The sequence below is a fragment of the Pectobacterium aroidearum genome (assembly GCF_015689195.1).
Classification (GTDB): Bacteria; Pseudomonadota; Gammaproteobacteria; order Enterobacterales; family Enterobacteriaceae; genus Pectobacterium; species Pectobacterium aroidearum.
In genome coordinates, this window is sequence record NZ_CP065044.1 from 2,895,620 (window position 1) to 2,908,380 (window position 12,761).

The 12,761-nt window shown below is 56.8% G+C and carries 15 protein-coding genes; all 15 read right to left on the reverse strand.

Going from position 1 to position 12,761, the window contains the following annotated elements:
• Positions 1-243: 243 nt before the first annotated feature.
• Positions 244-1,113, reverse strand: coding sequence for a c-type cytochrome biogenesis protein CcmI (gene ccmI / locus I2D83_RS12925; RefSeq protein ID WP_194430344.1), 870 nt, complete (start codon positions 1,111-1,113; stop codon positions 244-246).
• Positions 1,110-1,568: a cytochrome c-type biogenesis protein gene (locus I2D83_RS12930; protein ID WP_039498966.1), complete on the reverse strand. Its 459-nt coding sequence runs from the start codon at positions 1,566-1,568 to the stop codon at positions 1,110-1,112. The genes ccmI and I2D83_RS12930 overlap by 4 nt, the downstream gene beginning before the upstream one ends.
• Positions 1,565-2,122 carry a DsbE family thiol:disulfide interchange protein gene (locus I2D83_RS12935; protein WP_205946650.1) on the reverse strand — a complete coding sequence of 186 codons (558 nt, stop codon included), beginning with the start codon at positions 2,120-2,122 and terminating at the stop codon, positions 1,565-1,567. The genes I2D83_RS12930 and I2D83_RS12935 overlap by 4 nt, the downstream gene beginning before the upstream one ends.
• Positions 2,119-4,074 carry a heme lyase CcmF/NrfE family subunit gene (locus I2D83_RS12940; RefSeq protein ID WP_205946651.1) on the reverse strand — a complete coding sequence of 652 codons (1,956 nt, stop codon included), beginning with the start codon at positions 4,072-4,074 and terminating at the stop codon, positions 2,119-2,121. Before I2D83_RS12940 ends, I2D83_RS12935 begins: the two co-directional genes overlap by 4 nt.
• Positions 4,071-4,553: a cytochrome c maturation protein CcmE gene (ccmE, locus tag I2D83_RS12945; RefSeq protein WP_205946652.1), complete on the reverse strand. Its 483-nt coding sequence runs from the start codon at positions 4,551-4,553 to the stop codon at positions 4,071-4,073. Before ccmE ends, I2D83_RS12940 begins: the two co-directional genes overlap by 4 nt.
• Positions 4,550-4,771, reverse strand: coding sequence for a heme exporter protein CcmD (gene ccmD / locus I2D83_RS12950; RefSeq protein ID WP_015840634.1), 222 nt, complete (start codon positions 4,769-4,771; stop codon positions 4,550-4,552). The genes ccmE and ccmD overlap by 4 nt, the downstream gene beginning before the upstream one ends.
• The gene (locus I2D83_RS12955) at positions 4,768-5,508 is read right to left on the reverse strand and encodes a heme ABC transporter permease (RefSeq protein WP_180777951.1); all 741 of its coding nucleotides are present in this window, start codon (positions 5,506-5,508) and stop codon (positions 4,768-4,770) included. The genes ccmD and I2D83_RS12955 overlap by 4 nt, the downstream gene beginning before the upstream one ends.
• Before the next feature lie 66 nt (positions 5,509-5,574).
• On the reverse strand, positions 5,575-6,231 hold the full coding sequence (gene ccmB / locus I2D83_RS12960) for a heme exporter protein CcmB (RefSeq protein ID WP_180777950.1): 657 nt from the start codon (positions 6,229-6,231) through the stop codon (positions 5,575-5,577).
• On the reverse strand, positions 6,219-6,851 hold the full coding sequence (gene ccmA / locus I2D83_RS12965; RefSeq protein ID WP_205946653.1) for a cytochrome c biogenesis heme-transporting ATPase CcmA: 633 nt from the start codon (positions 6,849-6,851) through the stop codon (positions 6,219-6,221). Before ccmA ends, ccmB begins: the two co-directional genes overlap by 13 nt.
• Before the next feature lie 544 nt (positions 6,852-7,395).
• Positions 7,396-8,241, reverse strand: coding sequence for a heme lyase NrfEFG subunit NrfG (gene nrfG, locus I2D83_RS12970; protein ID WP_205946654.1), 846 nt, complete (start codon positions 8,239-8,241; stop codon positions 7,396-7,398).
• The gene (nrfF, locus tag I2D83_RS12975; RefSeq protein ID WP_205946655.1) at positions 8,238-8,639 is read right to left on the reverse strand and encodes a heme lyase NrfEFG subunit NrfF; all 402 of its coding nucleotides are present in this window, start codon (positions 8,637-8,639) and stop codon (positions 8,238-8,240) included. Before nrfF ends, nrfG begins: the two co-directional genes overlap by 4 nt.
• Entirely contained in the window at positions 8,632-10,506 is a 1,875-nt protein-coding gene (locus I2D83_RS12980) for a heme lyase CcmF/NrfE family subunit (protein WP_181828766.1), read from the reverse strand. Before I2D83_RS12980 ends, nrfF begins: the two co-directional genes overlap by 8 nt.
• Before the next feature lie 21 nt (positions 10,507-10,527).
• On the reverse strand, positions 10,528-11,490 hold the full coding sequence (nrfD, locus tag I2D83_RS12985) for a cytochrome c nitrite reductase subunit NrfD (protein WP_181828767.1): 963 nt from the start codon (positions 11,488-11,490) through the stop codon (positions 10,528-10,530).
• Positions 11,487-12,158, reverse strand: a complete 672-nt coding sequence (gene nrfC, locus I2D83_RS12990) for a cytochrome c nitrite reductase Fe-S protein (protein ID WP_138254960.1) — start codon at positions 12,156-12,158, stop codon at positions 11,487-11,489. Before nrfC ends, nrfD begins: the two co-directional genes overlap by 4 nt.
• A gap of 2 nt (positions 12,159-12,160) precedes the next feature.
• Entirely contained in the window at positions 12,161-12,724 is a 564-nt protein-coding gene (gene nrfB, locus I2D83_RS12995) for a cytochrome c nitrite reductase pentaheme subunit (RefSeq protein ID WP_205946656.1), read from the reverse strand.
• Positions 12,725-12,761: the final 37 nt, after the last annotated feature.

The following is a 12,761-nucleotide window of genomic DNA, read 5'->3' on the forward strand; positions in this document are numbered from 1 at the left end:
TGTTCGGACCGCCTGCGACGCGTTCCCGGCACGGCGCAGACTTTCGCGGCGTCCATGCCGCTCATCCGGCGGCCACGTTCACCTCAGCGCAATTCTTTACGCTCGAAATCTTCACTGCAACAATTGCAAAGAGTTACCCTGCTTATTGCGCACGAAACCTTCACGGTAACAACAGAAATAATAGAAACAACAAAAGGGCGATATCTCGCCCTTCTGCTATTGATGATAAAGACAAAAGAATTTTTACTTCCCAGTGACCGCCTGCACCGACAGTGATGCTTTCGCCTGCGCGACGCTGCGCTCGATGACCGCACGGCGTGTGTCGTTTTGCGGGAGCAGTTTCAGCATCATTTGCCAGGCATCAATCGCGTCCTGATAGCGCTGGGCTTCATAGGCATTGAAAGCCAGCAGGCTCAGCACGCGCACATTGGTCGAGCCGGAATTCATCAGTTCACGCAGCATGTCTCCACCGCGCTGGCTATCACGCGGGTCGGTGGAGCGCGACAGCAGATCGGCATAATCCAGTGCCAGATCCGTATTTTTCGGATCGAGCTGGAACGCCCTGGCAAACGCCTGCACGGACATGTCGTAGTTGTTCAGCAATCCCGCAATGCGCCCCAGCATCCACCAGTCTTGGGGATTATCTGGCTGGGCTTCCAGTTGGCTACGCAGCCCCAGACCGAGACGCGCGACCTCTTCAATGGTCAGTGGTTCAGCGTCGGGATCCAATGCCCGCTTCATCAGGTCCGGCGTTAACGCAGCAACCTGCTGTAACGCCTGCACCCGATTAACCGCAGACGTCTTCCAAAACACGCCGAGGCTGACGATAACCAGCAGTAATACGCCCGGCAACAAAACCCAGCGGTTTAGCGGACGCTGCTGTGCCTTCGCGCCGCCGGGAATATCCTGCAACAGCGTATGCTGGAGCTCCTCAACCAGTTGAGCACGCTCCTGTTCATTGGCAACATCCGCAGTAAGCTCACGCAGCCGGTCGCGATACAGCGCCTGATTAATTGCATCACGATCGTATTCGCCCCGTGACGACCACGGCGCAAGCAGCAGAGCAGAAAGCGCAATCAGCGATAGCACAATGGTTGCTGTCAGTAGCATCATTCCGATTTCTCCTCACGTCCCAACAGCGTCTGCAAGCGCTTTTTATCCTGTTCGCTCATCGGTTCTTTGGTACTTCTGATGCGGTGCGCACGCCGAATAATCATCCATGCGCCCGCCGCCAGAAACAGTGCCGGCAGCAGCCATAATAGAATGGTAAACGGCGTGATCGGCGGCTCATACGTCACAAAATAACCGTAACGATCCACCATGTAATCGACAACCTGCTCTTTCGTTTGCCCCTGCTGCATCAGCTCGTACACTTTCTGCCGCATATCCGAAGCAATCATCGAATTGGAATCGGCAATGCTGTTGTTCTGGCATTTCGGGCAGCGCAGTTGCATGGTCAACTCACGAAACTGTTGCTCCTGCGTGTCGTTGTCAAAACGCAATACCTCGGAGGACGCCAGCACGCTGAACGACAGCAGTAATGCACCAAGGAAACTCAGCACTCTCATGCGCCGCCCTCCTTGCTGTATTTCTCCCACAGCGGTTGCAGCGTTTCTTGCCACACCTGCATATTGAGATCGCCCGCATGGCGATAGCGAATGATGCCTTTCCCGTCGATCAGGAAGGTTTCCGGTGCGCCATACACGCCCAGATCCAGCCCCAACATGCCGTCACCATCAAACAAACTCATCGCATAGGGGTTGCCTAACGTTTTCAGCCACTCAACCGCTTTGGGGCGTTCATCTTTATAATTCATGCCCACAACGCGAATCCCCTGCGCCGCCAGCGTGTTGAGGAACTGGTGCTCCGCGCGGCACGTCGGGCACCAGGTCGCCCAGACGTTCAGCAGCAGCGGTTTACCATCGCTCAGTTCAGATTGGTTATAAATCTTTCCCGGCTGATCCAGCGATTCAAGACGAAATTCGGGAATCGGTTTACCAATCAGAGCAGATTCCAACCGCATGGGATCATCGCCGTCGCTGTTGCGCACCAGTTGCCACAGCAAGGCAACGGCCAGCAGTAAAAACAGGGCGAGCGGAATTAACAAAATTTTGCGACTCATGATGCTGTCTCCCGAACGGCGCGACGCAGGCGATAGCGCGGGTCAAACATGCACAGGATGCCCCCTAACGCCATCAGCCCCCCGCCGTACCAAATCCAGCGGATAAACGGTTTGTAATACAGCCGCACCGCCCAGCTACCGTCATCCAGCTTTTCACCCAAGGCCGCATAGAGATCGCGCGTCACACCCGCATCAATGGCGGCTTCCGTCATGATCGCGCCGCTGGTGTTGTAGAAGCGCTTTTCCGCTTTCAGCGTCGCTTCCGGTTTGCCGTTGCGCGTCACTTCAATCGTCCCTTTTGCGCTTTGCCAGTTAGGCCCCACGACATCACGCACGCCTTGAAACGTAAAACGGTAATCGTGGATCGCGATGCTGTCGCCAGCCCGCATCCGCACATCCCGCTCGACGCTATAATTCTGGCTGAAAGCGATGCCTACCACCGTCACCGCCAGCCCAATATGGCCGCACACCATGCCCCACTGGCTCAGTGAGAGCTTGGTCAAACCGCGCAGCAGACCATGACGCCGAGTGGAATTGCTATGCAGCTCGTATACCGTTAAGAAGAACACCCACAGCGCCATCGACAGACCGACCACCGTCATGGCAACCAGCGAATCCTGTAACAGCCACGGCAGCAGCAACGACAATGCCGCAGTCACGGCCAGCGCAATCAGCAGTAGCTTACGCAGCTTTTGCGGTTCATCGCGTCGCCAGCGAACCAGCGGCCCTACGCCCAGCAGTAAGGCAAACGGTGCCATTAATAAGGTAAACATGGTGTTGAAGAACGGTGCGCCAATCGAGATGCTGCCTAAGCCCAGCTGTTTATGCACCAGCGGCAGCAGCGTTCCCAGCAGCACCACGAGCGTCGCCGCCATCAGGATCAGGTTATTGCCGAGCAGGAACGTTTCCCGCGACCAGAGTGAATTCGTTACTCGCGCCCGTACCCGGTTGCCTTTGATGGCGAACAGCAGCAAAGAACCGCCGATAACAATGACCAAAAACGCGAGGATAAACATCCCACGCGCCGGATCGGAGGCAAAGGCGTGCACCGATACCAATACGCCGGACCGAACCAGAAATGTCCCCAGCAGGCAGAGCGAGAACGCACCGATAGCCAGTAGTACCGTCCAGGCCTTGAAGCTGCCGCGTTTTTCGGTAACCGACAGCGAATGCAGCAGTGCCGTGCCCACCAGCCACGGCATCAATGATGCATTCTCGACCGGATCCCAGAACCACCAGCCGCCCCAGCCAAGTTCGTAATACGCCCAGCCCGAACCCAGCACGATACCCAGCGTCAGGAATGACCAGGCTGCCTGCGTCCACGGTCGGGACCAACGCGCCCACGCGCTGTCCAGTCTTTCCGCCAGCAGCGAAGCGACCGCAAAGGCAAACGCCACAGAAAACCCGACATAGCCCATGTAGAGCAATGGCGGATGGAAGATTAACCCGACATCCTGCAACAGCGGATTGAGATCGCGCCCGTCAATCGGGTAGTCCGGCAGCGTGCGCGTAAAGGGATTCGACGTCAGGATGATGAACAGCAAAAAACCGACATTTATCATCCCCATAACGGCCAGCACACGGGCAACCGCATCCAGCGACATCCCTCGACTGAATATCGCCACGGCGAAGGTCCAGCCGCTCATCAGAAGCACCCAGAGCAGCAGCGACCCTTCATGTGCGCCCCACGCTGCCGCCACGCGATACCATACCGGCAACGCACGGTTCGAGTTGTTGGCTACATAAAGAACGGTGAAATCATTGATCACCAGCGCATGCACCAGCACGAGGAAAGACGCCAAAATGCATGCAAACAGCGCCCAGGCAAGCGGACGCGCCAATGCCATCAGGCGGGTATCCTGACGCGACGCGCCCCACAGCGGATACACACTGAGCAACAGCGCAACACCCAGCGCCAGACAGAGCAGATAATTGCCCACTTCAGGCATCATAACCGTTTACCCTCTGTGGCAGTCGCCGGTGCATGGCCGTGCTGTCCTTCCATCGCCGCCTTGATTTCCGGTGGCGTGTAGTTTTCATCATGTCGGGCCAGCACTTCTTTCGCCATGATGTGATCGTCGGTATCCAGAATGCCCTGTGCCACCACACCTTGCCCCTCGCGGAACAGATCCGGCAACATCCCGTTGTAAGTCACCTCGACGGAACCCTGCGCATCATAAACGGTGAAACGCACTTCCAGACTTTGGCTGTCACGACGTACGCTGCCCGGCATCACCATGCCGCCGACGCGCAAGCGCTGCCCGATCGCCGGTTTTTCCTGCGTTTCGTTCTTGCCGTAAAGAATTTCGCTGGGCGTATAAAAGAGGTCGATATTTGAACTCAGCGCATAGAGCGTCAGCGCAATCGTCAACACCGCGCCGCAAATGACGGCGAGAATGGAATAAAGGCGAGTTTTACGCGGCGCACTCATGGCGTCACCTCCACCGCTTTCGACTGACGGGCCGTGCTCTTGCGCTGCTCGCGCGCCTGCTGGCGACGGATGTCGTTCATCAATGTACGACGATGCCAGAGGGTCTGCCCGACCAACGCACTCAGCGGCAGCAGCGTTAGCACCACGGCCAGCCAGACGTAAAAGGCATAGCCGCCCATCGCAAAGAAATCCTGCCAGCTTGTAAAAGCGATGTTCATCGTGCGACTCCCTCTTTATTGACCAGCGCCGCAACCCAAGGCGCACGACGCTGCTGCATCAGTATCAAATTACGCAAGCGCATGAGTGACAATGTCACGAAAAGACTCATGAAACCTAACATCATGATTCGCAGCGGAAGACGCATGGCGGGATCGATGGTCTTCTGCATTTTTGTCGATCCTTGATGCAGGGTATTCCACCACTCGACCGAGAAATGGATGATGGGTAAATTCACCACGCCGACCAGTACCAGAATGGCCGCCGCACGACCGGCAAGACGGCGATCGTCAAACGCGTTGTAGAGCGCGATGATGCCCACATACAGAAACAGCAGAACGAGTTCCGATGTCAGGCGCGCATCCCAGACCCACCAGGTTCCCCACATCGGTTTACCCCAGGTGGACCCCGTAGTCAGCGCAATGAAGGTAAAGACTGCCCCGACCGGCGCCATCGCCGCGACGGCAAGCTCTGCCGTTTTTGACTGCCGAATCAGTCCGATAAGCGCAAACATCGCCATCACGGCATAAACGCCCATCGACCATACGGCCGCTGGCACGTGCAGGTACATGATGCGATACCCTTGCCCTTGCTGATAATCCGCAGGCGCAAAACCAAATCCCAGCAGGCAACCGCCGATCAACAGCGCCGCGCTAATCAAGGCAAACCACGGGATAAGCCTGCCGCAAAGGCCATAAAGGCGATCCGGCTGCGTAAGCTGATAGTTTTTTTTCAACATAACGAGTGCTCACTCTGCTAAAACTCATCCCAACGGGACGATGAACGCGATCCTGAGATCGGAAAATTATTGTATGCTCACCCGCAACGCCGCCGCCGTGGCAAACGGGCTCAGGGTGGCGCTGCCCGCCAGAAAAGCGCCGAGGATCGCCAGATACCCACCTACCGGCAGTTGCATCATGGCGGCCTCGACCGCCGCCGTGGCAAAAATCAACAGCGGTATGGTGAGCGGCAAGACCAGCAGGCTTAACAGCACACCGCTGCGGCGCAATCCGACCGTTAATCCCGCCCCAATCGCACCCAGAAAACTGAGCGTTGGCGTGCAGAGCAACAGCGTTAACGCCATCACCCACCAACCGTGGCTGTCCAGTCCAAACAGCAGCGCCGCCAGTGGGGAAAGCAGTAACAGCGGCAGCCCGCTAACCATCCAATGCACCACGACTTTCGCCAGCACCACTAACGGCAGCGGCAAAGGCAGCAGCGTCAGCTGTTCCAGCGAACCGTCCTGATAGTCGTCACGGAAAAGCCGATCCATCGCCAGTAGAGAAGCCAGCAATGCCGCGACCCACACCACGCCCGGTGCCACACGCATCAATAGCTGTGGCTCCGGTCCAATGGCCAGAGGGAACAAAATGATGACGATCAGGAAGAACCACAGCGGGTTGAGAATTTCGGCGTTATTACGTAACGCGACGCGCAACTCTCGGGCCATCAGACGCCGCATGATAGTGCTCCTTCACTCGGCGTAAGCTGGATACAGCGAATAGCCTGAGCGAACGGACGCAGCGGCTGGTGAGTGGTTAAAATGATGATGCCGCCGCGCGCAATATGGTGTTCCATACGCAGTGTCAGCATGTCGACGCCCGCCACGTCGAGCGCGGTAAGCGGTTCATCCAGAATCCACAGCGGAACATCGGTAAGCCACAAACGCGCCAGCGCAACGCGCCGCTGTTGTCCTGCCGAAAGGCGCGCCACGGGTACGTCTTCATACCCAGCCAGCCCGACAGCGGCCAGCGCCTGCCAATGCGCCTCCTGATGCTGATGCGGATAGAAAAAGCGGAGGTTCTCCTCACCGGTCAGGACGCTCTTGATGCCCGGCTGATGACCTAGCCACAGAAGCTGCTGGTTAAACTGCTCACGCATGCGGTTGATGCGTTGCCCCTTCCAGAGAATTTCCCCCGACTCGGGCGTCGCCAGACCGCTTAAAATGCGCAGCAGCGAGGTTTTGCCCACGCCGTTAGCACCGGCAATCTGCACCATTTCACCGGGGCTCGCCGTAAACGACAACGCGCTGAACAGCACATGCTCATCGCGTATGCAAACCACATCGCGCGCTTCTAACATCGGGGTGTACTCCTGCTTTCTAATGCCATATACCCTTGGATATAGAATAACATGGTGCCCTTACTCCCCCCTCTCGGGGACCCTAACCATAAAGAGTTAATCTCTTTTATTGAGATCAATAAAACCGGTGATTCCGGTTATTCCTGTCATCGCACCGTATCGAAAACCACGCCGACATGCTTAAACCGGAAATCTATTGGGCATATTTTTATGCAGCCACCGAGACTATTTCGTGCGCCACAAGACCTTCATTTCATGCTACCGCTTAGCACGCGCCCGACGCAGGGCGGCTCAATCGCCGTCGCCCTGCGAACCCTGGCTTCCGGCTAAATTATGCCGCTGCGCGGTACCATCGGTGTTCATGAGCAAAACCCGAGCCACCAGTGACGCGTTCCCGACGCGGCACTGGCTTTCGCGGCATCCGTGCCGCTCACTCGGTGCTCACGCCCACCGCTGCATAATTTCTACGCCGTATAACAGTAAAACCAGTAATAAGCTGTAGCCGTACGGAATGAGAAACAACGAAAGCAAAACGTATCGCGCACTATTTCTGGCTGTTCTTCAGCAGCGTTGCGGTGTTGATTGCTTCGATCAACTGGACACGATTAACCCGCGGGCTATAGGTATCCAGCAAGCGCTGCCAAATCGCAATCGCGCGCGCATAGTCCGCTTTCAGGAACGCGTCCGACGCCAGCAGCATCAGCGCCGTCACTTCATTGGCATCCAGCGCCAGCGCTTTATCGACCATTTCCTGCATAGGCGGCGTGACGACCTGACCCGCCTGGTAATACAGCACCGTCGCCAGTGCCGAATACAGCTCCGCGCTGTCGCCCTTCAGCACAATCGCCTGCCGATAAGCGCGCAGCGCGTTGTCATACGCGTTGCGGTAAAGATAATATTCACCCAGTTCAGCCCAGAGGACGCTGTTACCCGGCGTTTTACGAATACGGTCCTGCAAGGTAGCCAGTTGCTTTTCCTGCTGCTGCGCGGCGCTAAAATCGTGTAGCGGATCGGCCAATCGCTGGCGTTCTGCCTGAACAAGCACACCGCGCTGGCTGAGCATGTAGAACGTCGTACTGGCCAACAGGATAGCGATGAGCGCGACCGCAACGGCGATAACAGGCATCGGGCGCGATGCAGAAACAGAAGATGACGCTAACGGCAGGTCATGAGACAGCTCGCGCCCTAGCATTCTGGCTTCATGTTCAGAAAGGGACTTCCCTGCCTGCTCGCACTGAAAATGCCAGATGCGATCTGCTAAACGCGGTAGCCTGTCCTCCTCCTCCGTCTTGCGCTGGGGCAACAGCGGCCATAACAGTCCGGCAGCCAGAGCAACACTCGCGGCAACGATGAACACGATATTTAACAGATTTAGGGTTAACAGGTTCATTGGCTCGCCCCACGGTTCTGTCGCCGTATCACCCGCCACGCGATAACCGCAATCGCTAGCAGCAAAAACAGCGGCGTGAGCCAGAGAATGCCCGTTTGCATTTTCATCGGCGGGTTGTACTGAACAAAATCACCATAGCGCTGATTCATAAACGCAATGATTTCTGACTTGCCCTTGCCCTGCTCCACCATAGAGAAGACCTCATGGCGCATGCTGACCGCCACGGGCGAATTCGATTCCAGCAGGCTCTGGTTCTGACATTGTGGGCAGCGTAATTCGCCGGCAATCGCCAGAGCAGCCTGACGCTGTGGCTGACTGGCAAACACCCAGGTATCCACCACCTGAGCCTGCACAGAAAAAGCCAGCAGAATAAGAAGAAACGTAATCTGCTTAGTCATAGACCCTTCTCCCTCTGAACCACCCCAGCAGTGCGCCTGCGACCATTAACATGCCGCCGCCCCATACCCAGCGAACACCGGTTTGTACATAGAACCGCATGGCATAGCGGTTTTCGCCGGTTTTCTCACCCATCACGGCATACCATTCTCTGATCGGCCCCCAGGCAATACCCGGTTCAACCATCTGCTGCTTGCGTGCGTTGTAATAACGACGTTCCGGCATGACGCGGGCGATCGGCGAGTCGCCGCGATAAATCGCAATCACGGCCTGCTCTGCGGTGTAATTCTGCGCCGCCACTAAATCCAGCTGTAAAAAGCGGAAATGGTAGTTGCCCAGCGAGACCTGTTCCCCCTGACCGACATTGGCGCTGATTTCCTGTTTGCTGCCCGCAGAGAACACAATCCCCAAGGCAAACAGCGCCACACCCGTATGCGCCAGCAGTGCAGGAAGCTGCTGACGTACCGCCGATAGCGGCTGCAACCACTGCGCGGCCATGACCCAGCCGATCAAACCCGCAGCCAGTGCGACGGCGACCCCATGCGGCCATAAGACCAGCGCGGTGGCGACGCCGACCGTCAGCGTTACGACTACGCGCCGGACAGGCCATCGCGCGCTGCGTTTCCAATAGCCTCCCGCCGCTGCCCCGATGAGCAACAGCATCAGGCCACCGAAGGGCAAGAGCACACGATTAAAATAAGGTGCGCCCACGGAGATCTTTCCCCACCCCGCTAACCCATAGATCATCGGGTAAAGCGTGCCAAGAAGCACCACCAGCGCGACGGCACTGAATAACAGCAGCACCAGCAGTAGCGCGATTTCCCGCGACCAGCCGGAAAAGCGGGCAGCGGAGCGGATAAGCTGAGCGCGCCAGCCGTAAACCGCCAGCGCCGCCATACTTAAGCAGGCAAACAGAATAAATAAAGGCACCGCACGGTCATGTTCGAGAGCGAAGGCATGGACGGAAACCAGTATCCCGGAACGCACGATCAGCGTTCCCAGCAAACATAAAATGAACGTCAGCAATGCCAATATGAGCGACCAGTGACGGAAGATGCCGCGCATGCGGGTAACCGACAGGCTGTGAAGCAATGCACTGGCCGTTAACCAAGGGAGCAGCGAGGCATTTTCTACCGGATCCCAGAACCACCATCCTCCCCAGCCGAGTTCGTTATAGGCCCACCACGATCCCAGGATGATCCCCAGCGTTAACAGGCTCCATGCAGGCAGCGTCCAGCGCCAGCAGATCCAGGCAGCAGGTGCCGTAAACTCACCGTGGATCAGAGCCGCTAACGCCAGCGCCGCACTCACGGTTAATCCGCCATAGCCCAGATAGAGCAACGGCGGATGGAGGATGAGGCCAATGTGTTGCAGCATAGGGTTGAGATCCCTCCCCGACACTGCAGGCGGGAAGAGACGCACAAAGGGATCGGAAAAAAAGACAATGAAGACCAGCAACGCGGTCGCTATCACGGCCAGTACCGCCAGCGTCAGCGGGAACAGGTCGCTCGTCGCCTTACGGTAGCGGAAGGCGAACGCAGCGCTCCAACCGGTTAAACATAACAGCCACAGCAGTAGCGATCCTTCATGCCCGCCCCAGACCGCGGCAATCTTTAGCCCTAGCGGTAAATCACGGTGGCTATGCTGAGCGACGTAATTAACAGAAAAATCATCCTGCACCACGCTCAGCGCCAACGCGACAAACGCGAACAGCACAAGGCCAAACAGCACCAACGTCCAGCACCGCGCCAGTCGGTATGTACCCGACCAACGCAGGGTGTAACCTGAAAATGTTAGCAATGCTGTCGCCACACCGACGCAAACCGCCAGCAACAGCGCCACATACCCACATTCTGGCAATAACAACATCAACAGGCCTCTTGCTGGGAATTAGACAACGGTTAACTGCCCCGCATAGAGGATAAAAAAGCGCAGTAGCAGGACGCCCACCAGACTCATGCCACACACCGCCAGCACACCATAAGGTGAATGCAACCGGCTAGCCCATGACTTGAGCAGCAAGGGAATGACTAATCCAATCCCGACAACGCCCAGCCAGAACCATACGGCCCAGAATCCCCCAGCCAGTGCGACCACCAGCGCGCGCTGCTTCCCATCATCCCCTAAGGCCAAGCCGATAAAAAACGCGAACAGCAAGAAGATCTCCAGCCACACGACCGGTGTTTCAACGCGGTGTACAAAGTGCGCTTCTTCGCTATGCGGATTATTACGATAGCGGCAGGCCATGGCGATCAACGCTACCGCGGCACCAGAGGACACCCCTGAAAACAGGAACAACGCCGGTAAGATCGGGTTATTCAGCAGCGGATAAGTCTTCAGCGCGGACAGTAAGAATCCGGTGTAAGCCCCTAACATCACCGCCAGCAGCAACATCACGATATCCAGCGATTTCTGCAGCGGCGCCAGCCAGCCGAGCACTTTGGGAACGAGCGTCAGCTTCGGTAGCCAGCGCTGTTGCAGCACGATAACCTGCTCGCTAAAAATATTGGCGAGCCAGACAGCCAGCGCTGCCATGTATACCTGAAACAGCATGACCCCGACCGACATCACCGAGGTAAAGCTGTAATGGAACATGAGCTTCCAGAACGTCCAGGGGCGCGTCAGGTGGAAGATCAGAATCAGCAATCCAAAAATGATGGTGCAGGGCGCGAGAATCAGCGTGGTGCGCATAAGCGTACTGTCGGCGGTTGCCTGTTCAGGATGGTAGCGCCGCAGCAGGGCCGACAGCGTCACCAGCCCCGCAGAAATGCCCACCAGAAACAGGTAAATCGCAATCGGCCAATCCCAGACCAACGAATCAAAATGGAATGCGCTTGAAGACACGGGCGTCATTGATGAACCTCCCCGTATTTAAACGGTACGCGATAAACCTTAGGACGAGTGCCGAGCGCGATTTTGTAGCGATACGTCGGCTGTTGACGAAGCAGGCGGGAAATCTCGCTGTCAGGGTCGTCAAGGTTACCGAACGTCAGCGCGTTGGTCGGACAAGACAACACACAGGCAGGCAGCTTTCCGGCTTTCAGGTTGGTCTTGCGGCAAAAATCGCACTTATCCGCCGTTTTCGTCTTCGGATGAATAAAGCGCACCTGATAAGGGCAGGCAGCAATACAGTATTGGCACCCTACGCACAGATCGGGATTCACATCCACAATGCCGTTTGCTGCATCGCGATACGACGCCCCGGTAGGACACACGTCAACACAAGGTGCATGATCGCAGTGCTGGCAGGAATGACGGAAAAAACGGTATTTCACGTCCGGGAACGTCCCTATCGGTTCGCTGCGAATGATCGTCAGGCGCGATACGCCCTCCGGCACCTGATTGACCTCACGACAGGCATCCATGCATGCCGTACAGCCGATACAGAGCGATTCATCGTGGATCATGCCGTAGCGGACGCCGTTGATATTCAGCGTCTGTGCGACAACCTGCCCCGCCGTGCTGGTGAGGGCAATCAGCCCTCCCATACGGGCAAGAAATTGACGACGAGAGCAACTCATGGCTACCTCTTATTACCCAGATGTACTGAGGCTGGGTTAAAATCGGGGTTATTACGCTGGTCGCTGTGGCAATCCACACACAGTTTGATGCGGCTCTTGTCGTTAAGCGTCTGCATACTATCCTGCACGGGGTGCATCTGATGACAGCTGGCACACGCTACTTTCGTCACATGCACATCGTGTGGCCAGAACGCTTTCTGCAACTGTTCGGGCGCATGGCATGACATACAGACGCCATTTTGTTCTTCCACCTTGTACATCGGGAAGTTAAAACGCATGACATCTTTCACACCTTCGCGGTGCAGCAGCGACGGCTTGCCGTGACAGTTAGTACAGGTCAGCTGTTTTTGATTATGCGGGTTGATGGCGGAAGCATGTTTCCCCTGCATGCCATCCTCTTCCGGTTTATGACACTGTAGACAAGCCTCATCAGGATTGCGCTGTGGCATAACCTCCCACCGCTCTCCTTTTTCCGCCTGAGGTGCGGGCTGCGTCAGCCCTGGCAATGCCCAAAGCATGCCTGATACCAGCACCCCGGCAGTCAATAACGAACGTAATACGCTCATATCCACTCCACTTTATGATCGCCCGCGTCCACGGGCG